This is a genomic window from Pseudomonas sp. MWU16-30316, from assembly GCF_020515645.1.
Lineage (GTDB): Bacteria > Pseudomonadota > Gammaproteobacteria > Pseudomonadales > Pseudomonadaceae > Aquipseudomonas > Aquipseudomonas cerasi.
Genome location: NZ_JAIZAZ010000007.1, coordinates 142,790 through 166,575, shown reverse-complemented (window position 1 = coordinate 166,575; position 23,786 = coordinate 142,790). Strand labels below are relative to the sequence as shown.

The 23,786-nt window shown below is 61.0% G+C and carries 19 protein-coding genes and 1 riboswitch; of the genes, 12 read left to right on the top strand and 7 right to left on the bottom strand.

Annotation, left to right across the window (positions count from 1 at the left end):
* The first annotated feature begins 265 nt into the window (after nucleotides 1-265).
* The 7 genes from LCH65_RS21060 to LCH65_RS21030 are packed head-to-tail and all read left to right on the top strand — an operon-like array spanning nucleotide 266 to nucleotide 8,390.
* On the top strand, nucleotides 266-2,023 hold the full coding sequence (locus LCH65_RS21060) for a carbamoyltransferase (protein ID WP_003431977.1): 1,758 nt from the start codon (nucleotides 266-268) through the stop codon (nucleotides 2,021-2,023).
* On the top strand, nucleotides 2,007-3,137 hold the full coding sequence (locus tag LCH65_RS21055; protein WP_003366226.1) for a glycosyltransferase: 1,131 nt from the start codon (nucleotides 2,007-2,009) through the stop codon (nucleotides 3,135-3,137). The genes LCH65_RS21060 and LCH65_RS21055 overlap by 17 nt, the downstream gene beginning before the upstream one ends.
* A complete protein-coding gene (locus tag LCH65_RS21050) occupies nucleotides 3,137-4,033 on the top strand; it encodes an antimicrobial resistance protein Mig-14 (RefSeq protein WP_024663062.1) in 897 nt (298 codons plus the stop codon). The genes LCH65_RS21055 and LCH65_RS21050 overlap by 1 nt, the downstream gene beginning before the upstream one ends.
* Nucleotides 4,030-5,439: a PIG-L family deacetylase gene (locus LCH65_RS21045; protein WP_226439767.1), complete on the top strand. Its 1,410-nt coding sequence runs from the start codon at nucleotides 4,030-4,032 to the stop codon at nucleotides 5,437-5,439. Before LCH65_RS21050 ends, LCH65_RS21045 begins: the two co-directional genes overlap by 4 nt.
* A 30-nt stretch (nucleotides 5,440-5,469) precedes the next feature.
* The gene (locus LCH65_RS21040) at nucleotides 5,470-6,426 is read left to right on the top strand and encodes a glycosyltransferase (RefSeq protein WP_226439766.1); all 957 of its coding nucleotides are present in this window, start codon (nucleotides 5,470-5,472) and stop codon (nucleotides 6,424-6,426) included.
* A 31-nt stretch (nucleotides 6,427-6,457) separates the two neighbouring features.
* On the top strand, nucleotides 6,458-7,231 hold the full coding sequence (locus LCH65_RS21035) for a glycosyltransferase family 2 protein (protein WP_074806771.1): 774 nt from the start codon (nucleotides 6,458-6,460) through the stop codon (nucleotides 7,229-7,231).
* Entirely contained in the window at nucleotides 7,221-8,390 is a 1,170-nt protein-coding gene (locus LCH65_RS21030; RefSeq protein ID WP_074806773.1) for a hypothetical protein, read from the top strand. Before LCH65_RS21035 ends, LCH65_RS21030 begins: the two co-directional genes overlap by 11 nt.
* 48 nt (nucleotides 8,391-8,438) lie before the next feature.
* Here the strand turns inward: LCH65_RS21030 and LCH65_RS21025 are convergent, their stop codons facing one another.
* Nucleotides 8,439-9,077, bottom strand: coding sequence for a hypothetical protein (locus tag LCH65_RS21025; RefSeq protein WP_003366239.1), 639 nt, complete (start codon nucleotides 9,075-9,077; stop codon nucleotides 8,439-8,441).
* 178 nt (nucleotides 9,078-9,255) lie between these two features.
* Between LCH65_RS21025 and msbA the strand changes: the two genes are divergently transcribed.
* Nucleotides 9,256-11,058, top strand: coding sequence for a lipid A export permease/ATP-binding protein MsbA (gene msbA / locus LCH65_RS21020; protein ID WP_003431965.1), 1,803 nt, complete (start codon nucleotides 9,256-9,258; stop codon nucleotides 11,056-11,058).
* Between the two features lie 128 nt (nucleotides 11,059-11,186).
* Complete coding sequence (gene hldE / locus LCH65_RS21015; protein ID WP_003431964.1) at nucleotides 11,187-12,608, top strand: bifunctional D-glycero-beta-D-manno-heptose-7-phosphate kinase/D-glycero-beta-D-manno-heptose 1-phosphate adenylyltransferase HldE; 1,422 nt, start codon at nucleotides 11,187-11,189, stop codon at nucleotides 12,606-12,608.
* Between the two features lie 65 nt (nucleotides 12,609-12,673).
* Here the strand turns inward: hldE and LCH65_RS21010 are convergent, their stop codons facing one another.
* From LCH65_RS21010 to LCH65_RS20995, 4 genes are read right to left on the bottom strand one after another with little or no spacing between them, the layout of a single operon-like run.
* Nucleotides 12,674-13,636, bottom strand: a complete 963-nt coding sequence (locus tag LCH65_RS21010; RefSeq protein WP_003366246.1) for a hypothetical protein — start codon at nucleotides 13,634-13,636, stop codon at nucleotides 12,674-12,676.
* 36 nt (nucleotides 13,637-13,672) lie between these two features.
* Nucleotides 13,673-14,488, bottom strand: coding sequence for an aldo/keto reductase (locus LCH65_RS21005; protein WP_226439765.1), 816 nt, complete (start codon nucleotides 14,486-14,488; stop codon nucleotides 13,673-13,675).
* The gene (locus tag LCH65_RS21000) at nucleotides 14,485-15,660 is read right to left on the bottom strand and encodes an FAD-dependent oxidoreductase (RefSeq protein ID WP_003431962.1); all 1,176 of its coding nucleotides are present in this window, start codon (nucleotides 15,658-15,660) and stop codon (nucleotides 14,485-14,487) included. The genes LCH65_RS21005 and LCH65_RS21000 overlap by 4 nt, the downstream gene beginning before the upstream one ends.
* 48 nt (nucleotides 15,661-15,708) lie before the next feature.
* Entirely contained in the window at nucleotides 15,709-16,041 is a 333-nt protein-coding gene (locus LCH65_RS20995) for an SMR family transporter (protein WP_002551789.1), read from the bottom strand.
* A gap of 69 nt (nucleotides 16,042-16,110) precedes the next feature.
* Here LCH65_RS20995 and waaA point away from each other — a divergent pair, with 69 nt between their 5' ends.
* Nucleotides 16,111-17,391, top strand: coding sequence for a lipid IV(A) 3-deoxy-D-manno-octulosonic acid transferase (gene waaA / locus LCH65_RS20990; protein WP_003431960.1), 1,281 nt, complete (start codon nucleotides 16,111-16,113; stop codon nucleotides 17,389-17,391).
* Between the two features lie 132 nt (nucleotides 17,392-17,523).
* Here the strand turns inward: waaA and LCH65_RS20985 are convergent, their stop codons facing one another.
* On the bottom strand, nucleotides 17,524-18,963 hold the full coding sequence (locus tag LCH65_RS20985) for a TolC family outer membrane protein (RefSeq protein WP_003366255.1): 1,440 nt from the start codon (nucleotides 18,961-18,963) through the stop codon (nucleotides 17,524-17,526).
* 167 nt (nucleotides 18,964-19,130) lie between these two features.
* Nucleotides 19,131-19,235: riboswitch (TPP riboswitch) on the top strand.
* A 154-nt stretch (nucleotides 19,236-19,389) separates the two neighbouring features.
* Between LCH65_RS20985 and thiC the strand changes: the two genes are divergently transcribed.
* Nucleotides 19,390-21,279 carry a phosphomethylpyrimidine synthase ThiC gene (gene thiC / locus LCH65_RS20980; protein ID WP_060708598.1) on the top strand — a complete coding sequence of 630 codons (1,890 nt, stop codon included), beginning with the start codon at nucleotides 19,390-19,392 and terminating at the stop codon, nucleotides 21,277-21,279.
* Between the two features lie 295 nt (nucleotides 21,280-21,574).
* Nucleotides 21,575-22,864, top strand: coding sequence for a putative hydroxymethylpyrimidine transporter CytX (cytX, locus tag LCH65_RS20975; protein ID WP_072365019.1), 1,290 nt, complete (start codon nucleotides 21,575-21,577; stop codon nucleotides 22,862-22,864).
* Here cytX and LCH65_RS20970 read toward each other — a convergent pair.
* Nucleotides 22,833-23,579 carry an RsiV family protein gene (locus LCH65_RS20970; RefSeq protein WP_004654549.1) on the bottom strand — a complete coding sequence of 249 codons (747 nt, stop codon included), beginning with the start codon at nucleotides 23,577-23,579 and terminating at the stop codon, nucleotides 22,833-22,835. The two genes, cytX and LCH65_RS20970, sit on opposite strands and share 32 nt — an antisense overlap.
* Nucleotides 23,580-23,786 lie beyond the last annotated feature (207 nt).

Sequence of the window (23,786 nt, the reverse complement as noted above, 5' to 3'; positions counted from 1 at the left end):
TCGGCGGCCTCGGGGGCTGCGACTAAAGGCCTCAATTAATCAGATGCAACGGGCAGCAACGCCGTAGATAAATATGCAGCATGGCGAAAGAGACGTTTCGTACACCGTCTGGCGGGCCGCCTTCAGTGACATTTCAGCGCGTCGAGCCAATCGTTGGTCATTACGCTATAATCCCGCCCTTTAGCTGCCCTCAGCCCGCTGTGCGGGGGCACACCTTTTCTCGGGCGCCCTGCGCCTGCATGCAGACTAAAGAGGCTAGACACTAGTGGCATTGACGATCCTTGGCCTGTCCGGCGCCCTTAGCCATGATCCTTCCGCAGCGCTTTACATCGACGGCAAGCTGATAGCAGCGGCCGAAGAAGAGCGCTTCGTTCGTGACAAGCACGCAAAGAACCGCATGCCCTACGAGTCGGCGAAGTTCTGTCTGGAACAGGCAGGCATCAAGCCTTCGGATGTCGACGTGGTCGCGATTCCGTTCGCCCCGATCAGCCTGTTCGGCAAGGCCCGCTGGCACTACGCCAAGCGTTACTGGTACGCGCCGGATCGCGCCCTCGATGCGCTGCTGATGGGTAATCGCCGTTACAAGCGCTATCGCAACAAGATTGTCTGGTGCCTCGAGCAACTGGGCTTCGATCCGAAAAAGATCAAGATCGAGCCGGTCGAGCACCATCTGGCCCATGCTTCCAGTGCCTACCATTGTTCCGGTTTCACCGAGAAAACCGCGATCATGGGCATCGACGGCAAGGGCGAGTACGCCACGACCTTCTTCGGCTACGGTGAAAACGGCAAGATCCACAAGATCAAGGAATTCTTCGATCCGGACTCGCTGGGCGGCCTGTACGGCGCGATTACCGAGTTCCTCGGTTTCGAGATGCTCGACGGCGAATTCAAGGTCATGGGCATGGCACCGTACGGCGATGCCAGCAAGTATGATTTTTCGCGTCTGGCGACCTTCGAGAATGGCGAGCTGGTCATCAATACCGAGCTGGCCAACGTCATCGGCCTGCGTCGCTACAAAGAGAACGGCAAGGGCTTCTACTTCTCGCCGAAGCTGATCGAATGGCTCGGCCCGAAACGCGTGGGTGACGTGGCCGACGAACCTTACATTCACTACGCCGCGAGCATGCAGGCACTGTTCGAAAAGCTCGCGTTGCAGATGATGGATCACTACCTGGGTGACATCCTCAAGGAAACCGGCAAGATCGCCTTCGCCGGTGGCTGTGCGCTGAACGTCAAATTGAACCAGCGCATCATCGCCCGCCCTGAAGTCAAAGAGCTGTTCGTGCAGCCTGCGTCCGGCGATGCCGGTACGGCGGTGGGCGCGGCGGCTTACGTATCGCACGCCCGCGGTGTGCCGGTCGAGAAGATGGAACACGTCTACCTCGGCCCTGCGTACAGCAACGAAGATGTAATCGCGGCCTGTGCCCGTCACCCGAGCAAGCCGGTCTGGCGCCAGATCGACAACACGCCGGAGCGGATTGCCGAGATCATGGTCAAGGGCAACCCGGTTGCCTGGTTCCAGGGGCGCATGGAGTTCGGTCCGCGCGCACTGGGCGGTCGTTCCATCATCGGTTGCCCGAGCGTCACCGGCGTGGCCGACCGCATCAACCATCAGATCAAGTTCCGTGAGCGCTGGAGGCCTTTCTGCCCGTCGATGCTCGACACCGTCGCCCCGCAGATGATCAAGATCGATCACCCGGCACCGTTCATGACCTTCACCTTCGAAGTGGCCGAAGAGTGGAAAACCCGCGTTCCGGAAGTCGTCCATGAAGACGGCACCTCCCGAGCCCAGGTGCTCAAGCGCGAATACAACCCGCGCTATTACGACATGATGAAAGCGCTGGAAAACCTGACCGGCAATGGCGTGTCCCTGAACACCTCGCTGAACCGCCGTGGCGAACCGATGATCTGCTCGCCGACCGATGCGCTGAACATGTTCTTCGGCTCGGACCTCGAGTACCTGATCATGGAAGACATCCTGGTGGTAAAAGAGGGCGTCGAGGCTTATGACACGCTCGGTTGAACGTCACGTACTGCAGTTCTGTCACGGCTATGACGGGCCGTTTCTGGACTGCGCGCGGCAATACGCCAGCCTGTTCGCCGGCAAGGGCTATCGGGTGACGACGGTGTTTCTGACCGGTGCCGCCGATCCGGATGTCGTCGCTGACTGCGGTTCGGACGAAGTGCTGTTCATGGAATACAGCTCCAGCGCCATTCGTGGCCTGAAGCTGGGCGCCATTCGGGACCTGCGCAAGATTGCCGCGACGCGCTCGTTCAGCTTTTGCATCGCGCACCGCTTCAAGCCGGTGTACATCGCACTGTTGGCGACGAAGTTGCCGGTGATCGGTGTACATCATGCGTTCGGCGATTACCACCGGCGCAGTCGCAAGCTGTTCGCCAACCTGTTTCGCAAGCGCCTGAGCCTGCTCGGTGTTTCCGATGCGGTCCGCGACGACATGCGCAGCAGCCTCCCCAAGTGGCCGGCCGAGCGCATTCAGACGTTGTACAACCGGATCGATGTCGAGCAACTGCAGGGCAGTCAGTTTTCCGCTGAAGATGCCCGCGCAGAGCTGGGTCTGTCGGCATCTGCCTGGATTGTCGCCAATGTCGGTCGCCTGCATCCCGACAAGGATCAGGCCACGCTGTTGCGCGGTTTTGCCGAGGCGCTGCCCGATCTTCCCGAGAACAGCCAACTGGTGATTCTCGGCAAGGGTCGCCTGGAAGAAAGCCTCAAGGCCCTGGCGCTGGAGCTGGGCATCGGCCCGCAGGTGCTTTTCCTCGGCCAAGTGCCTGATGCGCGCCGCTACTTCAAGGCATTCGACGTGTTCGCCCTGAGCTCGGACCACGAACCGTTCGGCATGGTCCTGCTGGAAGCGATGGTCGCCGGTGTCCCGCTGGTTGCAACCTCATGCGGCGGTGCCAGGGAAGTGGTCGAAGACGTCGGCCTGCTGTTCCCGCTGGGTGATGTACATAGCCTGGCAAACGGCCTGGTGCATATGGCCGGCCTCGACGCCGAACAACGTCAGGACTGTGCCGAGCGCATGCTGTTGCGCTTGCGCGAGCGGTTTTCCGACCATGCTGTGCGTAATGTTTTCTGGCGTCTGCCACAAGTCTCCAGCCTGACAGCGGGGGCCTGATGCTCAATCGATTCAAAGGCTGGCGCGAGCGTGGCTGGGTGCAGATCGATGCGGCTGCCTACGAGCAGGCCTGGCAGCGGTTTGGCGGAAGCGTCGCCACTCATCCGTTGGTGGTTGCGCGCCTGTCGGCCTTTTCCGGCATCGCTGTGCGTTATCTGGCCTGGGAGCAGGGCGGTGAAGTAAAGGCCGCGATCGCCACCTGGGATCGCTCGCTGGCGCTGTCCAAGGACGAACTCAAGCGCCATGGCAAAAAAGGGCTGTTCGACCTGGGGAATGCTGAGCTGATTCTGCCGGTGGCCGATGATATCCAGGTGCCGGTCCGCCATCGGGCCCGCTATGTGTCTTCGCTCAACGAAGGCCGCATCAGTACCTTCAAGCCACAGGCCGAATCCCTGGCGATGGCGCGCACGCCTGAAGAGCTGTCCAAGAAATTTCGTTACAACCAGCGTCGTGAGCTTCGCCTGCTCGAAGAAGCTGGCGGTACGGTAAGGCCTGTCAGCGAGTTCAGCAGCACCGAACTGGCGAGTATGTACTGCGATCTGTTTCAGCGTCGCTGGGGCTTCGAAGCGACCGGTGCCCGGCACAAGGCCGAGGTCATCGAGCTGTTGCGCGAACTGCTGATCGGTTCGGTGGTGTTTCTCAACGATGCGCCGATTGCCATTCAACTGGTGTATCGCGTCGAAGCGCCGCAGTGGGTCAGCATCGAGTACGTCAACGGCGGTGTCGATCCCGAAACCCGGGACTTCAGCCCGGGCAGCGTGCTGAGCTTCGTCAATACCCAGTCCGCCTGGGAGAACGCCCGCGCACTGGGCAAATCACTGCGTTTTTCCTTCGGTCGTGCCGACCGTGAGTACAAGGACCGATGGTGCAACCCCGTTCCGGTGTTCCAGATTTGAGTCGCAAGCAGCAACTACTCAAACGCCATCGCCGTAACAAGCGGCTGGCGTTGCTGGGTGGTCTGTTCCTGTTGATTGCGGTCGGCGTGCTGGTGGCCTGGTGGCTGGCGCCGCTGCTGGCTGTGTGTGCCTGGGTCGCTCATGAGGCCTGGTTTGCCGATCATCTGTTTTATTCGCCGTCTGACGACTATCAGTACACCTTTGCTGCCGACAGCGAAGTGCCGGGCGTCCGCCTGGACGACGGCACGTTGCTGATCGACCCCGCCTTGCAACTGAATGGCGACGAGACGCTGGTACTGGCGCTGACGGTCAAAAGCACCTGGCTCGGACGTTTTCTCGATCCGGTGGTCGAGTTGCAAGGTCAGGGCCTGAGCGACCGGCAGGCGTTCGAGCGCGGCGTCAGTGGTGTGCGTTATCTGAACCTGACCGGGCTGGGCGAGCCGCTGGCCGCAGGTGTGCTGAAACTGCGCGGGCGTTGCTGCCGTCTGGCCGGCACGCCGCGGCTCTGGCTGTTTCGCCAGCCGGATGCGCGAAAACAGCGTGTCATGGTCATCGCACCGCACGCCGATGATGCCGAACTGGCCGCGTTCGGACTGTACAGCCAGGCCGAGGAGGCGTGGATCATCACGCTGACCGCCGGTGAGATCGAGGCCGAGCATTATCGGCAGATGGGCATGGAGCGCGCCGAAGCTGCGCGCATGAAGGGCCGCTTGCGGGCCTGGGACAGTATCGCCGTGGCGCGCTGGGGCGGGGTGCCCGAGTCGCAGTGTGTGCAATTGGGCTATTTCTGCCTGCAACTGCCCGCCATGCAGGCTGCGCCGGATATGCCGATTGGCTCGCGGGAGGCGGATCTGACCGATACCCGCCTGTTCCGTCAATTCAATACCCTGCCACTGCCCGGCGACGACGGCCAGCCGACCTGGAACAACCTGCTCGCCGACCTGCGCGCGCTGATTCTCAAGGCCCGGCCGCAGGTTGTGGTGATGCCGCATCCTGCCATCGACCCCCATCCCGATCACATCTGCGCCCAGGCTGCGGTGCGTGAAGCCCTGCTCGGGCTCGAATGGCAGCCGGACGTAGTGCTCGGTTATGCCAACCACCTGCACGACAACGACCGTTGGCCGATGGGCGATGCCTACAGCGGCATCAGCCTGCCACCGGTATTCGATGCCGCGCTGCCGCTGGTGCCGTACAGCCTTCAATTGTCGGTCGCCGCGCAACGCGACAAGGCCATGGCGTTGGGCATGATGCATGACCTGCTGCCGCCGATGCCGTTCAAGCGCCGTGTGCGCCGTGCGCTGCAGCGCGTTCTGGCCGGTCGCCACTGGCCGGCCGAGGGCGAAAACGAATTCTTCCGCAAGGCGGTGCGACGACACGAGTTGTTCTGGTGCAGCCGTGATCTCTGATTCAGCAGGCGCAGTACTGCAAGGAAAACCATGAAAGTTCTACTGCTGGTCCAGAAAGAGCAGCGTGCGATTCTGGACCGTCTCTATGACGGCATCGCCGCACACTGTGAATGCGAAGTGCGCTGGCTGAGCTCTGCGGAGCAACGCAACCTGCGTGGCTATTTCCGCCGTGAGGTGGACGTCAGCCGCTATGACCGGATCGTGTTTTTCGTGCGTTTCAAGCAGGAAGTGCGTCAGGTCGGGTTTATCCGCACGATTCCCAATCTGGTCATCCTCGAACACGATGCCTACCAGAACTACATTCCGTGCAAATACACCGGCAAGTTCAGCGCGCACTACCGCAAGCTGCCCTGGGCGCGGGTGATCTGTTCGGGGTTCATGGTCAGCGAGCGTCTGCGTCAGGAAGGCTTCGATGCGGTGTTCGTGCCCAAGGGCTATGACCAGAGCCTGCTGCAGTTGCAGGCACGCGAGCGTGACATTGAGCTGGCCTTCGTGGGCAGCACCAACAGCGTGGCCTACAGCGGCCGCAAGGCGTTGCTGGACGAGTTGGGCCAGGTCGAGAATCTGCTCGTCACGCGGACCAAATCCGGCGAAGAATATTGCGACACCCTGAACCGCATCCGTTTTTTCGTCAGTGCCGACGTGGGCATGGGCGAGTACATGATCAAGAATTTTGAGGCGATGGCATGCGGCTGTGTGCTGCTTGCCTTCGATCAGGGCGCTGAAGAAAACCGCGCGCTGGGCTTTGTTGACATGCACAACATCGTGCTCTATCGCGACATTCCCGAACTTCGCGAAAAGCTGGCGAAATTGCGCGATAACGTCACACTGGCCAGTGAAATATCCCGTAATGGGCAGACTTTGGTCGAGGAACGCTTTACATTCCATGCCCTTGGAAAAGCCATCGTGGACGCCATGCGTGCGCCACTGCGCAGCATGCCGGCGGCGAATTGGGTCGACCGCCTGCGGTCACGATTGGGATGGTAGGGAATTATGAATATTCAATGATTGGGAACGAATGATGGTATTCAGCGAAAACAGCGACATTACGCTGGTTGTCACCAGTTGTGGTCGATTCGACCTGTTGAAGCGCACTCTGGAAACGTTCGACCATTTCAACACTGCGCCCATACGCCATGTGCTGATTACCGAAGATTCCGGCGATGCCCGGGTCCAGGCGTGCATTCCCGAGCACTGGCACCCGCATACGCGCTTCATCATCAACAACCCCAAGCTGGGGCAGATGCGCTCTGTCGATGCGGCCTATTCGCTGATCGAAACGTCCTGGGTGTTCCATTGCGAAGACGACTGGGATTTCTACCGTCCGCACTTCATCGAAGAGTCGATGACGCTGCTGGAACACGACCCTCAGGCCTTGCAGGTCTGGTTGCGCAGCTACAATCATGATCTGCGTATCCACAGCCCTTACGTTTACCTGAACGAGCGTGATGTGGTCGAGGGTATCCCGTTTTACAAACTGGGCTCGCATAAGCCGGAATGGCAGGGTTTTTCCTTCAATCCGGGGCTGCGCCGCCTGGCTGATTACCTGCAGCATGCGCCTTATGCCGAACACGGTGGCGAGAAGAAACTTTCACAATTATTCGCCGCGCAAAACCGTTACGCTCTGATTCTGGAAAATGATGCCGTGTTGCACACCGGGTTTGGTGAGCACGTGGAGGTGCCGCAGGAGCGGCTTGACAAACAGCGTCGCAAACGTCGGGATCGCATCAAGCTGATCGTCGCAGTGCTCGCTGGCCTAGTAGCAGGTTGGTTGCTTAATAATGTCAGTTGACCCGATAAGAGTACCCGGCAACAAAGTGCAGCAATACTTTACGGCTGCCATCGTCATCTTCCTGCTGAGTTTCATCCTCAACCCCTCAGCCAAGATCACCAACAATCTGTTTTATGCATTCACGGCGCTGCCGGGCTTGTTCTTCCTGATCAAGTACCGCGGCGCTGGCGTGTTTGCCAAGCCCCTGGGCATCGCCTGGGCGGTGTTCATGGCCTGTTTTCTGGTCCCCGCGCTGCAGGCGCAGGAGTTCCAGTATTACAAGCACATCATTTACGTCAGCCTGTTTGTCTTCATCGTGGCCGGGATCACCGACAACGGTTTCTTCAGGCGCGGTGTATTCGTGCGCAGCATGTTCTGGGCGCTGTGCCTGTACATCCTGCTCAGCAGCATTCACAGCTGGGTGACCGGGCAGTTCGAGTTCGGCCAGCGTGTGGCGATTCTGCCGGGGCGAATGGAGAACGTGATCTACGCCAGTGCCTGGCTGGTCTGCAGCCTGGCGTTGGCCATGCCGCTGTGGGCAAGAGAGCGGCGCTGGGTCGAGGCCGTCTGCGCCCTTCTTGTCACGCTGGTGATAACCGCCTTTGTCGTGCAGACGCGCACTGCGCTGGTGGGTTGCGCGGTTCTGTTCGCCGTCTGCACCGCCTATGCGCTGTACCGTTTTCCGCTGCGCACGATAGTCGCCTTGTTGGCGCTGGGCGTCGTGGCGGCGGCAGCCTTCTGGTTCGTCAAGGATGAACAGTGGGTCGCCCTGCTGATGGTCAGAGGGGATTCCTACCGCATCGAGCTGTTTGAAATCATGACCGGTGAATGGCGTCGCTGCGGCTGGGTGCTCGGCTGTGGTGTCGATTTCTACACGACCCAGACCCTGACGGGCGGCATACCGATCCAGCACCCGCACAATATTTTCGTGTCGCTGGGGCTGTATACCGGTGCCGCTTCGCTGGTGATGTTTCTGGTCGTGATGGCGATGACACTGTGGGACGCGGTGCGCAACGGCGATGCCTGGGGTCTCTACCTGGTGTGTGCGCTGGTCATGCTTAACTTCGACGGCGGCCAGTTGGTCGGCAACCCAGACGAGCTTTGGGTGCTGGTGCTGCTACCGGCGACCATGGTGCTCGGGCGAGTGGTGCAGACGCATCGGCTCAGGCAGCAGCAGTAGCGTCAAAAAATGGCCGCTTCGAAAGCGGCCATTTTTCATGGGGCAGGTTTATTGAACAGCCTGGGCCAGTTCAGAGGTGTCGCACAGGGTCTGCGCGCTCATGTAGCCATCGAGGAAAGCCGGGTTGCCGTTGTCCAGCAGCCATTGGCGGTCTTCCTGATAACGCAGCATGTGTTTGAAGTTGCGCAAGCGAAGGCTTTTGCGCAAGGCGCGGCGATAGGTTTTCATGTCGGCGATGTCAATCAGGCCGAGGCTGCCTTCCGGCGTGAGGATCACGTTGCCAAGATGGGCCGAGCGAAAGTAGATGCCCTTTTCATGCAGCCCGGCAATGAAGCTTCCCAGTTGCCTGCGCAGCTTGTCGTCGGCCACCGCACTGCCCAGCAGCTGACGCAGGGTGAAGCCAGCCAGCGGATCATAATGCACGGCATCGCGCTCGATCTCGGCGATGCGGCTGACCGAGCGTATGCGCGGGCAGGGAATGCCGCGTTTGATCAGCGTTTCACAGTTGTCTGCGAAGCGCTGCGCGTAGGGGTACCAGGCTGCGGAGCTGACAATGCGTTTGCGCCGAAACAACTTCAACATGGAGCCGTCACGCAGACGGAGTACTTTGTCGCCCGTGCCGTCGGCTTCAAGCACTTCGGCACCTTGAACCAGTTCAAGGTAATGGGCGTGGTCAAACGCTTGCATCGATACTCCGGTTTTTACGCCCCAGGGGTTCCTGGTCGTCATACAGAAGCCAGACGTGCAGGCTTCAGGCAGCGATCAGAATCCCCGGGGAATGGACGAGCCGCCTATGTTACCGCAGCAGGCAGCCGCGAAAACTGCTGTGATACAATTCGGCCTCTTTTTAACACGACGGATTCTCATGACAACCTCCGAATCGTCCACAACCTCCAGCGTGAAAATCTATTTCCGCCTGTTGTCTTATGTGCGTCCGTATGTGGGCATTTTCCTGCTCAGCATCATTGGTTTCGTGATCTTCGCCTCGACCCAGCCGATGCTCGCCGGCATCCTGAAATATTTCGTCGACGGTCTGACCAATCCCGAAGCGGTGCTGTTTCCCAATGTCCCTTATCTGCGCGAGTTGCAGCTGTTGCAGGCCGTGCCGCTGCTGATCGTGCTGATCGCCGCATGGCAGGGGCTGGGCTCGTTTCTGGGCAACTATTTCCTGGCCAAGGTTTCCCTCGGGCTGGTGCATGATTTGCGCGTAGAGCTGTTCAACAAGCTGCTGGTGCTGCCCAATCGCTACTTCGACACGACCAATTCCGGCCATCTGATCTCGCGCATCACCTTCAACGTCACGATGGTGACCGGCGCTGCCACCGATGCCATCAAGGTGGTGATTCGCGAAGGCCTGACCGTGGTGTTCCTGTTCATCTATCTGCTGATGATGAACTGGAAGCTGACGCTGGTGATGCTCGCAATTCTGCCGTTGATTGCCGTCATGGTCGGCACCGCGAGCAAGAAATTCCGCAAGCAGAGCAAGAAGATCCAGGTGGCGATGGGCGATGTCACGCATGTTGCCTCGGAAACCATTCAGGGCTATCGCGTAGTCCGCAGCTTCGGTGGCGAGTCCTACGAGCAGGCGCGCTTTGCCCAGGCCAGCAACAGCAACACCAAAAAGCAGCTGCGCATGACCAAGACCGGCGCCATCTACACGCCGATGCTGCAACTGGTGATCTACAGCGCCATGGCGGTGCTGATGTTCCTGGTGCTGTTCCTGCGTGGCGACGCGACTGCGGGTGATCTGGTTGCCTATATCACCGCTGCGGGCCTGCTGCCCAAGCCGATTCGTCAGCTGTCGGAAGTCAGTTCGACGATCCAGAAAGGTGTCGCTGGTGCCGAGAGCATTTTCGAACAGCTGGATGTGGAAGAGGAAGTCGATACCGGCACCATCGAGCGTGATCGCGTGACCGGCCACCTCGAGGTGAAGAACCTCAGCTTCTTCTACCCGCAGACTGCGCGTCAGGTGTTGAACGACATCAGTTTCTCCGCTGCGCCGGGGCAGATGATTGCCTTGGTAGGGCGTTCCGGCAGCGGCAAGTCAACCCTGGCCAACCTGATCCCGCGTTTCTACGGGCACGACATGGGCAACATCCTGCTCGATGGCGTTGAAATCAACGATTATCGCTTGCGTAACCTGCGCAGGCACATTGCTCAGGTCAATCAGAACGTCACGCTGTTCAACGACACGATTGCCAACAACATTGCCTACGGCGATCTGGCTGGCGCGCCGCGTGCCGACATCGAAGCGGCTGCCGCTGATGCGTATGCCAAGGAATTCATCGACCAGTTGCCGCAGGGTTTCGATACCCAGGTGGGCGAAAACGGGGTGCTGCTGTCCGGCGGTCAACGCCAGCGTCTGGCCATTGCCCGCGCGCTGCTCAAGAACGCTCCTTTGCTGATTCTCGACGAAGCCACCTCGGCGCTGGACACCGAGTCCGAACGGCACATTCAGGCGGCGCTGGATCACGTCATGAAGGGCCGTACCACGCTGGTCATCGCCCACCGCCTTTCGACCATCGAGAAGGCCGACCTGATTCTGGTCATGGATGCCGGGCAGATCGTCGAGCGCGGTACGCACTCTGAGCTGCTGGCGCAGAACGGCTATTACGCCCGCCTGCATGCCATGGGGCTGGACGAGCCTTCGCCTGTCGGCGCTGTCTGACCTGACGTTCACCGGGCGGACCCAGACGGTCCGCCTGCCTTTTGGGTGGCGTGATTCAACAGCCTGTCGGTTGCAAACCCCTGTGCTAAGATTCCGCCCCTGTCCATTTTTCAAGTACGGGTTGTTCCATGAAGCTATCCATGCCGCGCTTTGATCGGGCCCCTGTCCTGGTGGTTGGCGATGTCATGCTCGACAGATACTGGCATGGTGGTACCTCGCGTATTTCCCCCGAAGCGCCAGTGCCTGTGGTCAAGGTCGATCAGATTGAGGACCGTCCGGGCGGTGCTGCCAACGTGGCTTTGAATATCGCTGCGCTGGGCGCCCCCGCTTCGCTGGTCGGTGTGACGGGGGATGACGAGGCGGCTGAAAGTCTGACCAACAGCCTGAAGGCTGCTGGTGTGCTGGCGCGCTTTCAGCGCATCGCCGATCAGCCGACCATCGTCAAACTGCGTGTCATGAGTCGCCACCAGCAATTGTTGCGCATCGATTTCGAAGAACCGTTCAGGACCGATCCGCTGGCCCTGAGCGCAGAGGTTTACAGCTTGCTGGACGGCATCAAGGTGCTGGTCCTGTCCGACTACGGCAAGGGCGCACTGAAAAACCATCAGGCGCTGATTCAGGCCGCCCGCAAGCGCGGCATTCCGGTGCTGGCCGATCCCAAGGGCAAGGATTTCGCGATCTATCGCGGCGCGAGCCTGATCACGCCGAACCTCAGCGAATTCGAGGCCATCGTCGGTCATTGTGTCGATGAGGCACAACTGGTCACCAAGGGTGCGCAGTTGATGCAAGAGCTCGATCTCGGCGCGCTGCTGGTGACCCGTGGCGAACATGGCATGACCCTGTTGCGTCCTGATCAGCAGGCGCTGCACCTGCCGGCCCGTGCCCGCGAAGTGTTCGATGTGACCGGCGCTGGTGATACGGTGATCTCTACCCTGGCGGCAGCGATTGCTGCCGGCGAGGAGCTGCCACATGCGGTGGCGCTGGCCAATCTGGCGGCGGGCATCGTGGTCGGTAAGCTGGGCACGGCGGCCATCAGCGCCCCGGAGCTGCGCCGCGCGATTCAGCGCGAAGAGGGCTCCGAGCGCGGCGTGCTGGGGCTGGAGCAACTGCTGCTGGCGGTCGATGATGCGCGCGCGCACAAGGAAAAGATCGTCTTCACCAATGGCTGCTTCGACATTCTCCACGCAGGTCATGTGACCTACCTGGAGCAGGCGCGTGCCTTGGGTGATCGACTGATCGTTGCGGTCAACGACGATGCGTCTGTCAGCCGCCTGAAAGGGCCGGGCCGACCGATCAACAGCGTTGACCGGCGCATGGCGGTACTGGCAGGTCTGGGGGCCGTGGACTGGGTGATCAGCTTCCCGGAAGGAACCCCGGAAAACCTGCTGACCCACGTCAAGCCCGACGTGCTGGTCAAGGGCGGTGATTATGGTGTCGATCAGGTGGTCGGTGCCGATATCGTTCAGGCTTACGGCGGCGAGGTACGTGTGCTGGGGCTGGTGGAAAACAGCTCCACCACCGCGATTGTCGAGAAGATTCGCGCCCAGTAACCGCAACGTTGTCGTTTGAATGCCGGCGCGCTCAAGGTTTCAGTGCCTTGCAGCCGCTGGCCGACTTACTTGCTCAGGCTGCCACGCGCCATCTGCAGCAGCTCCCGGGCCTTGCCGGTCAGGCGTTTGAGCCCTGACTTCTTCGCCGGTGGGGCCATGCCCTGCTGACGCAGCCAGTCCTTCCAGCGAATCCGCTCTTCACGCACCACCCAGCCATCCTGCGCAGCGAAGCTCTCGGCCAGGTACAGCCCTCTCGTGCCGGCCGGACTCAGCTTGTCACGCTTGAGCGTGTACAGCTCGGGCAGAGGGGCGCCGTTCTCCAGCGGCATCAGGTACAGGTCAGGTTTGCTACGGTTGAGGCGGGCGACCAGTTGATCGTTTTCCAGAGCTTCGTCGACATGGAAAAGGCTGACCGGGCGCGCTTCCTTGGGGATTTCCAGGCGCATGTCGTAAATCAGCTGCAAGGACGCCGTGGGCAAATGCACATAGGCCCGTGGACGTTCCAGCAGGGTCAGGCTGCCGGTTCGCACCGGTCTCGCGGCGCCGGAGAGGGGGCTCAGGCGAAAGGGCATGGCCTCGCGATAATGCAACGCGGCGGCGTAGGGCGCAGGCAGCCAGGTCTCCTTGAACAGCCCGCTGAGCCAGCCCTGCGGTGTTTCGATCAGGCACTCTTCGGCCACTTCCTGAATCGCGGTGTGCAGCGGCAGCGTCAGCTCATGGGCCGGGACATAACCCGAGATCAGCTTGAGCACGACGTCGCCGCGATCCTGACGACGCTGGCGGACCAGCACCCAGTAGTCGCGGTTCTGCCAACTGACGGTCAGGCGAACGGAGACCCCCAGATTGGCCAGCTCGGTGGCGAAATGTTCGGTGTCCGGCACGTCGATCTTGCGCCGTCGCTGCAAGGTCTGCGCGAAGTTCATCGGCATGCCGACGCTCTGGTAGCTCAGGCTTTCTGCAGTGGCCTCGACAAACAGCGGCAGGGTCTTGAAGTTGCTGGGATTCTTCCGGATCAGTGTTCGCGGCATAACGGCTCCTTCTTGCGTTGGGGTCGGCCGCCTTAATCAGGCTTGACGGCAAATCACGGCAGCGGCAGTTGCAACGTTGTGTGCCAGGTGCAACGGGTTGATGGTGCCGACAATAGCACTGGCAACCGCCGGATGTTCAAACAGTAGCTGGAAACTGGCGTGGACCGGATCCATGCCGGGTGTCAGGCAGACATGACCACTGGCCAGTGCCTTCTTCACCAGAATGCCTTTGCCATGAGCCTGAGCGTAATCCAGAACCGGCTTTTCATCCTGTTCGTTGAGATTGTAAGTGACCATTGCGCAGTCACCCTCACGCAGCGCCAGCAGGCCGCCTTCGACGGTCTTGCCGGAAAAGCCGAAACCGCGAATCTTGCCTTCGCGCTTGAGATCAGCGAGTGTCTGGTACGCCTCGGCGTCGTTGAGAATCGCCAGATCGTTGCCGTCCGAATGCACCAGGACCAGATCGAGAAAGTCGGTTTCAAGACGTTTCAGGCTGCGCTCGACCGATGTGCGTGTATGGGTGGCGCTGAAGTCATGGCTCGACTGGCCGTTGACGAACTCCTCGCCAACCTTGCTGACGATCACCCAGTCCTGGCGCTGACCGCGCAGCAGCGGTCCCAGGCGCTCTTCGCTGGTGCCATAGGCAGGTGCCGTGTCGATCAGGTTGATGCCCATGTCGCGGGCCATGCGCAGCAGCATCTGCGCCTGCTGGTCATCGGGAATCTTGAAGCCGCTGGGGTATTTGACGCCCTGGTCGCGCCCCAGTTTGACGGTGCCCAGCCCCAGCGGCGATACGTTCAGGCCGGTACTGCCCAGCGGGCGATGCAGATCGTGCAGGGTTTTCAGGCTCATGGCAGCAGCTCATCCCAGACAGGTATGGCCATTGGAGGCCGTGGCACATCGCTCAGCGGAGCTTGCGGGGTCGGGTGGATACCGTCTCTGGACAGCTGCGACAGGACTCGGTCGGCGAAGTCCGGAGCCAGGGCCAGCTTGGTCGGCCAGCCGATCATCAGACGTTGTTGGCTGTCGAGGAAGGCGTTGTCCGGGCGCACCAGTCCTGATTGAGCAGGCTCGGCACGATCAACACGCAGGGTCGCCCACTGCGCCTGACTCAGATCGACCCACGGCAGCAGCGCCTCGAGCTCTTTGCGCGCAACGGCGATCTGCTCGTCCGGTTGGCGCGCCACACCATCGGCTTCGGCCAGGTCGCCGCCCAGATACCACACCCACTGGCCATCTGCTGCCGGATGCGTGGTCACGGTGATGCGTGGCTTTGGCCCGCCGCCCAGGCAGTGAGCGAACAGCGGCTTCAGGGTCGGCCCCTTGACCAGCACCATGTGCAACGGGCGGCGCTGCATCTGCGGTTGCGATACGCCAAGCGCGTTCAGCAGGTCGGCATTACCGCCGCCGGCACTGAGTACGATGCGCTGCGCATGGATATCGCGACCGTCGACGCGCAGACCGATCAGTTCATCGCCCTCGAAGAGCGGCTCGATGTGCTGACCGGCCAGCAGGCTGTCACCGGCCAGTTCGGCGAGACGCCCGATCAGACTGGGTACATCGACCACCAGCTCGGCAAGCCGATAGACCTTGCCTTTGAATTTGGGGTTTTGCAGGGCTGGCGGCAGTTGCTCGCCCTTGACCTGATCCACGCGACCGCGCACGGCCTTGCTGGCGAAGAAACTGGTGAGATTGCCGGCGATGGTGCCTGGCGACCACAGGTAATGGGCCTCGGACAGCAGGCGTACACCGGAAAGATCCAGCTCGCCCTTGCCATCGAGGGCCTCACGCCAGCGACGCGGCATGTCGGCAATGGCTTCGGAGGCGCCGGACAGCGCGCCGTGCAGCGCGTACTTGGCGCCGCCGTGGATGATCCCCTGAGACTTGAGGCTTTGCCCGCCACCCAGGCTGGCGCTTTCTACCAGCACTGTCGAGAACCCTTGACGACGCAACCGGGCATTGAGCCAGAGACCGGCGACGCCAGCCCCGACAATCAGCACGTCAGTGGAAATAACCGATGGCATGAGCACCTCAGTGAGCGAAAAGTACGAGCATTATAAAGGATCGGGTTTTCAATGCCCGGCGGTTTTCGAGAACAGCTGAATGACCGCCACGCCTGCCACGATCATGCCCATGCCCAGCAGCGCGGGCAGGTCGAGTTTCTGGCCGTAGATGAAGAACGCGGCGATGCTGACCATGACGATGCCCATGCCCGACCAGATGGCGTAGGTGATGCCCACCGGGATAGTGCGCATTACCAGAATCAGCATCCAGAACGCGATCGCATAGCCGGTAATCAGTAGCAACAGGGGCAGCGGGGTACTGAATCCCTTCACGGCTTTCATGGACGTGGTAGCGATGACTTCCGCGCAAACGGCGATAGCCAGTAGGTAATAAGCGTTCATGGTGCATTCCTTTTCGTCAGGCTGCGCATTCTAGCGGCTTGTGATGGCGGGCTGATAAACTCCGCGCCCATGAATAGAACTCTTTATACCGTACTGTTTCATCTCGGCCTGCCGCTGGTTGCCCTGCGTCTGTGGTTGCGTGCGCGCAAGGCTCCGGCGTATCGCCAGCGCATCGGCGAGCGCTTCGCCCGCGGCTTGCCGGTCATGCAGCGGGGCGGTATCTGGGTGCATGCGGTGTCGGTGGGTGAAAGCATCGCCGCAGCGCCGATGATTCGGTCGCTGCTGGTGCAATATCCGCAGTTGCCGATCACTGTGACTTGCATGACGCCCACAGGTTCGGAGCGAATCAAGGCGCTGTTCGCCAGTGAGCCGCGAATTCAGCATTGCTACCTGCCCTACGACCTGCCGTGGGCGGCTGCTGGTTTTCTCGATCAGGTACAGCCACGGCTGGGGATCATCATGGAAACCGAGCTGTGGCCCAACCACATCCATCAGTGTTCCCTGCGCGGGATTCCTGTGGTGCTTGCCAACGCCCGGCTGTCGGAGCGTTCGGCGCGGGGTTACGCACGCTTTGCCGGGCTGACGCGACCGATGCTGGCGGAAATGGCCTGGTTTGCGGTGCAGACTGAAGCTGAGGCGCAGCGCTTTCGTGATCTGGGCGCACGTCCCGAGTGCGTGGCGGTGACCGGCTCGATCAAGTTCGACCTGAGCATCGACCCGCAGCTTCTGCAGCGTGCCGCCCACCAGCGCGAACAATGGCAGACCACGCAGCGGCCTGTCTGGATCGCGGCCAGCACACATGCGGGCGAGGATGAAAGCGTGCTGGCGGCTCATCGCACGTTACTGACCAGTCACCCCGATGCGCTGCTGATTCTGGTGCCGCGTCACCCCGAGCGTTTCGACAGTGTGCATGCGTTGTGTCAGCAGCAGGGCTTTGCGACGGTAAGGCGCTCATCCGCGCAGGCTGTCACGTCTGACGTCTCGGTGCTGATGGGCGATACCATGGGGGAATTGCTGTTTCTCTATGCACTGGCTGACATCGCTTTCGTTGGCGGCAGCCTGGTGCCCAATGGCGGACACAACCTGCTGGAGCCTGCGGCACTGGCCAAGCCGGTGCTCAGCGGCCCGCACCTGTTCAACTTCCTCGAGATCGCCGCCATGCTGCGCAAGGCCGGTGCGTTGCAAGAGGTCAACGATGCAGCAGCGCTGGCCACCGCCGTGCAGGGTCTTTTCGACCAGCCGCAGCAGGCGCGCAACATGGCTGATGCCGGGCTTGAGGTGATGAAGGCCAATCAGGGTGCACTGCAACGCCTGCTCGACGGGATCGGGCGGTTGATGGGCAGGCGCTGAGTCGGAGGACGCGGAGCGTCCGGAACGGCATACCCACGCGGAGCATGGGTACGATAGTTGAGCTCGTCCAGACGCCTATCGTTCCTCACGCTCCAGCGTGGGAATGCATTTCGTGACGCTCCGCGTCACCTGTCAGCGCTTTGCAGGTCGCTCGAAGTTCTTCTGCGCGGCAGTCGCCAGGTCCGGCGGCAGGAAGTCCTTGTCCGGGTTGTAGTCGGCCTTCAGGTAGCGCGACAGGTCCTGCAGGTCGCCCGGGTTCAGGGTGCCTGCTGCCTGCTTGAGACGCAGGTTGTCGAGGATGTAGTCGTAACGCGTGTTGTTGTAGTCACGCACCGAGGCATACAGCTGGCGTTGCGCATCCAGCACATCGACGATGTTGCGGGTGCCGACCTGATAACCGATTTCCGTGGCTTCCAGCGCGCTCTGGTTGGAGATGATCGACTGCTTGCGGGCCTGGACCTGCTCCACATCGGTATTCACCGCGCGATGCAGGTTGCGCGTGTTTTCCACCACCTGACGACGCAGGCTTTCACGGCGTTGCTCGCTCTGGCTCAGGCGCGCATAGGCTTCGCGTACCTGTGAACTGGTCAGGCCGCCGCTGTAGATCGGGATATTCAGCTGCACGCCGATGCTGCGCTGCTCGACGTCGCCGCCGTAGTTGCGGCCGGTGTAGTTGGGGTTGCTGAAACCCAGTGCATCGTTATCGCCACGCTGATAGGTCGCTACGGCATCGAGCGTCGGCGCGTGCCCGGCCTTGCGCTGACGCAGGGTTTCTTCGGCGGCACTGACTGCGTAGTTGCTGGCCAGCAGATTGAGGTTCTGCTGCGCGGCAGTATCGACCCAGGCCTTGGCGTCATTGGGCGTCGGCGCCAGCACCGGCAGGGTATGCACGATGCCTTCGATCGAGTTGTATTCGCGGTTGGTCAGCGTCACCAGCGCCTGAAAGGCGTCGTCGACCTGACGCTGGGCAATCAGTCGGCTGGCGCGTGACGTGTCATAGCTGGCCTGCGCCTGCAGCACATCGGTCTTGTCCGACAGGCCGACATCGAAGCGCTCGTTGGCCTGATCCAGCTGGCGCTTGAAGGCCGCTTCCTCGGCTTTGGTCGAGGCCAGATTGTCCTGTGCACGCAATACGCTGAAATAGCTTTGCGCCGATTGCAGGATCAGATTCTGCTCGGTAGCCGACAGTTCCAGTGCTGCCTGTTCGTTGCTCGCTTCGGCAGCCTGCAACTGGAACCAGCGGTCAGCGCGGAAGATCGGCTGGCTCAGCGTGGCCTGATAGAGGTTGCCGCTGCGGGTGGCCACGGCTCTGGGCTGATCGATGCTGGTGCGGGTGCTGCTGTTCTGGGCGCTGCCGGAAATATTCGGCAGCAAACCGGCGCGGGCCTGCGGCACGGCTTCCTTGCGCGCATCGTAATCGGCGCGCGAGGCTGCGAGGTCGGCGTTGTTGTCCACAGCCTGCTGATAAACGCTCAACAGCCCTGTCTGCGTTGGCATTGGCAATTCGGCTGCCCAGGTCAACCCGCTGGACGCAAACGAAACAGCCACGACCAACGAAAGTTTGCGCAACATGAGGCATTCCCTGTTCATGAAGAAAATAATTACAGTTCGGGTTGAAGAGAAACCGGGCTAGGGAGTGTAGAGCCAGACGCTTTTGGCAACAATCGTCGATTTGCGCCATTTATCGAGCCCCGTGCAAATAGGCTGGCGTTGCGACGGCACCCCGTCATAGACTGGCGGCGTTCTTGTCGGGGTGCCTTGCTATGAGGCTGAGATCGGTTAAACCGGATCCCGTTGAACCTGATCAGGTTAGCGCCTGCGTAGGGAACAAGATTTCTCGTCTCCCGGCGAGTCCTCTTGAGTGCCGTCCGGGGTCGATTGTTCAAATAATGAACAGTTTCGCCTCCTTTCGATACTCAGCACCAGCACTGGTGCACCCGTCCGTCATGTCAGGTCACTCCGACAATAAATCCGCAACTGGATGTCTGGAGAGCCGTGATGAGTATAAAAGCAAAAAACGCAGCCCATTTGAGCGAGTCGGCGCAGGTCGATTCCGGATCGGTACAGCCGTTTACCCGTTCGCAGAAAATCTACGTTCAGGGCTCGCGCCCGGACATCCGCGTGCCCATGCGCGAAATCACCCTGGACGTCACCCCGACCGACTTTGGCGGCGAGATCAACGCCCCGGTCACGGTCTATGACACCTCCGGCCCCTACACCGACCCCAATGTGATCATCGACGTGCGCAAAGGCCTGGCCGACGTGCGTTCGCCATGGATCGACTCGCGCAATGACACCGAGCGACTGCCGGGCCTGAGTTCCAGCTTCGGCCAGCAACGCCTGAGCGATGCCGAACTCACCGCGTTGCGCTTTGCCCATGTGCGCAACCCGCGCCGGGCCAAGGCCGGCGCCAACGTCAGCCAGATGCACTACGCGCGTCAGGGCATCATCACAGCCGAGATGGAATACGTCGCCATCCGCGAGAACATGAAGCTTCAGGAAGCCCGCGCCGCAGGTCTGCTGACCCAGCAACATGCCGGGCACAGCTTTGGCGCGAGCATCCCGAAGGAAATCACTGCCGAGTTCGTGCGTGAAGAGATTGCCCGGGGCCGCGCGATCATCCCGGCCAACATCAACCACGTCGAGCTTGAGCCGATGATCATTGGCCGCAACTTCCTGGTGAAGATCAACGGCAACATCGGCAACAGCGCATTGGGTTCTTCCATCGAAGAAGAAGTCGCCAAGCTGACCTGGGGTATCCGCTGGGGCTCGGACACGGTCATGGACCTGTCCACTGGCAAGCACATTCACGAAACCCGCGAGTGGATCATCCGCAATTCGCCGGTGCCGATCGGTACGGTGCCGATCTATCAGGCGCTGGAAAAGGTGGGCGGTGCAGCCGAGGACCTGACCTGGGAGCTGTTTCGCGACACGTTGATCGAGCAGGCCGAGCAGGGCGTCGATTACTTCACCATCCACGCCGGTGTGTTGCTGCGTTACGTGCCGCTGACCGCCAAGCGTGTCACCGGTATCGTCAGCCGTGGCGGTTCGATCATGGCCAAATGGTGCCTGGCGCACCACAAGGAAAACTTCCTTTACACCCATTTCGAAGAAATCTGCGAAATCATGAAGGCCTACGACGTCAGCTTCTCGCTGGGCGACGGCCTGCGTCCAGGCTCGATTGCCGATGCCAACGATGCGGCGCAGTTCGGTGAGCTGGAAACGCTGGGCGAACTGACCAAGATCGCCTGGAAGCATGATGTGCAGACCATGATCGAAGGCCCTGGCCATGTGCCGATGCAGTTGATCAAGGAGAACATGGACAAGCAACTGGAGTGCTGCGATGAAGCGCCGTTCTACACACTGGGCCCGCTGACCACCGACATCGCGCCGGGTTACGACCACATCACCTCGGGCATCGGTGCCGCCATGATCGGCTGGTTCGGCTGCGCCATGCTGTGTTACGTCACGCCCAAGGAGCATCTGGGGCTGCCGAACAAGGATGATGTCAAAACCGGGATCATCACCTACAAGATCGCGGCTCATGCGGCGGATCTTGCCAAAGGCCATCCGGGTGCGCAGATCCGCGACAACGCCTTGAGCAAAGCGCGTTTCGAGTTCCGCTGGGAAGACCAGTTCAACCTCGGCCTGGACCCGGACACCGCGCGTTCGTACCACGACGAAACCCTGCCCAAGGATTCGGCCAAGGTCGCGCATTTCTGCTCCATGTGCGGGCCGAAATTCTGCTCGATGAAGATCACTCAGGAAGTCCGCGAGTACGCCGCCAATCAGCGCATCGAGGCGGTAGACGTCGATGTTGCTAAAGGCCTGGCCGAGCAGGCCGAGCGCTTCAAGCAGGAAGGCAGCCAGTTGTACAAGAGGGTGTAGGGGGCGACAGGTGCACGACAGAGCACCGCTAGCGGTTATCGCTACGCTCCAGCATTGGGCTTTACGACTCGGAGCGTCGCACGATAGTTGAGATTATCGTTCCGCACGCGCCAGCGTGGGAATGAAGTTCTCGACGCTCTGCGTCGTCAAGAGGACGCGGAGCGTCCAGAACGGCATGCGACGCAGAGCGCCGCACGATAATTGCGATGATCCCACGCTCTGCGTGGTGGCGCTGTTCTGGAAGCTCCGCGTCCGATCCCGAATCACCGATCAACACCCCATACGAGACACAAACGTGAACACACCCGGCACCTATTCTCCTGACACCCCTGTACCCGCCAGCCAGCGGGTGTTCGGCGCGCGGGATCTGTTTTCCCTGTGGTTTTCCCTCGGCATCGGTCTGATGGTGTTGCAGACCGGGGCCTTGCTGGCGCCGGGGCTGGGCATGTCCGGCTCGATGCTGGCGATTTTCCTCGGCACGCTGGTGGGCGTCTTGCTGCTCGCCAGCGTTGGTGTGATCGGCAGCGATACCGGCCTGTCGTCCATGGCCGCGCTCAAGCTCAGCCTGGGCAGCAAGGGCGCGTCGCTGCCAGCGGTATTGAACCTGCTGCAACTGATCGGTTGGGGCTCGTTCGAGATCATCGTCATGCGCGACGCAGCCAGTCTGCTCGGCGCGCGGGCTTTTGCAGAGGGCAGCCCGTGGAGCAGTCCGCTGCTCTGGACGCTGTTGTTCGGCGCACTGGCCACGCTGCTGGCAGTCAGCGGGCCATTGACCTTCGTGCGCCGTTTTCTGCGCAAGTGGGGCCTGTGGATACTGCTGACGGCGTGTGCATGGCTGACCTGGAATCTGCTGGCCAAGGCTGATCTGACCGCGCTGTGGGCAACCTCCGGCGATGGTTCGTTGCCGTTTGCCTCGGGGTTCGACATTGCCATCGCCATGCCGCTGTCCTGGCTGCCGCTGATTGCCGACTACTCACGTTTCGGGCAACGCGCGAAAAGCGTCTTCGGCGGTACGGCTGCAGGCTTTTTCATCGGCAACTTCTGGTTGATGAGCCTGGGCGTCGCCTACACCCTGGCGTTCGCCCCGAGCGGTGAGGCCAATGCTTTGCTGCTGGCACTGGCCGGCGCAGGTCTGGGGATCCCGCTGCTGCTGATTCTGCTGGACGAAACGGAAAACGCGTTCGCCGATATTCACTCGGCTGCGGTCTCCAGTGCTCTGCTGTCACGCATCAAGGTCGAGCATCTGGCGTTGGTGATTGGCGTGATCTGTACGCTGATTGCCTGTCTGGCACCGCTGGCGCAGTATCAGAACTTTCTGTTATTGATCGGCTCGGTATTCGCGCCACTGTTCGGCGTCGTGCTGGTTGACCATTTCATTCTGCGTGGTCGCAGTGGTCAGGCGGCGGAGGGCGGTTTGCGCTGGATGAGCCTGCTGGCGTGGCTCGGCGGGCTCAGCACCTATCATCTGCTGGCCAATCTTTATCCCGAAGTGGGCGCAACACTGCCAGCGCTCATTGTCGCTGGCGTGTTGCAGCTGCTGATCGGCGGTGCGATCAGCCGCGGCCGGGGAACAGTTCCGGCTTGAGGATGCCATTGAGCTGAGGATAAGGAATCTTCAGCTCGATGTGGCCCATCGAATACGGCGCGATGGTGTCGACCGAGTACTTGAGGATCACTGCGCCGTAGGTCAGCGCAATATGCGGCGTGCGCTTGAACGGCCAGGTCTTCATGAACTCGCTGTCTTCATTCATCTTGGTCGATACCAGCCAGCCCTGGTGGGCCAGTTGGGCTTTCTGCCAGAACTCGCTTTCCTTGCCCGGGATGATCATGTCAGCCAGGGTCAGGACTTTCTGCTGCTGACGCGAATAGTTGATGAACGCCCGGCCAGGGTTGCCGTGGGCACCGCCGGTATCCAGATAGCTGGACAGTTCGACCACTACGATACCGTCATGCTGTTCGCGTACCTTGGCCTGCAGATAGCTGCTGTTGCGACCCTGGGCCTGGCTCAGGAACTGTTCCTGATAGGCTTTGATCGACGCAGGCGGCGATGCGCTGCTGTCGGCAACGGTCAGTTGCAGCAACGTCTTCTGAACGATGGCGTCCAGTCGCGGCTCATCGGGGAAGTGCACGGTATCGATGTTCACCAACGGGCAGTCGGCCGTGGTGCAGCCCGGCTTGATCAGCTCGGAAGCATCGCGCTGGACTTGCAGCGGTGTGCGCATGTTGGGCGTGAAGAGGCTTTGGCAGGCGCCGAGCAACAGGGCCAGGCAAGCCAGTGAAGTGATCCTCAATAACGACATGTTGATCCTTGGCAGTGTCAGTAAAGGCGGTTGCGTTGTACGTATGCAGGCTGGTTGGACTGTAAACAACGTCTTCGGTTCGATCATGGCAGATTAGAATTGTTTTAAGCCCCGGCCGTCTACCCTGCATGTTCAAGGGGGCTGCATCTGACTGCCGATGCGCGTTAGGATGGCCCGATGTCAAAAACGGCGGCAAGCGAGAAACCC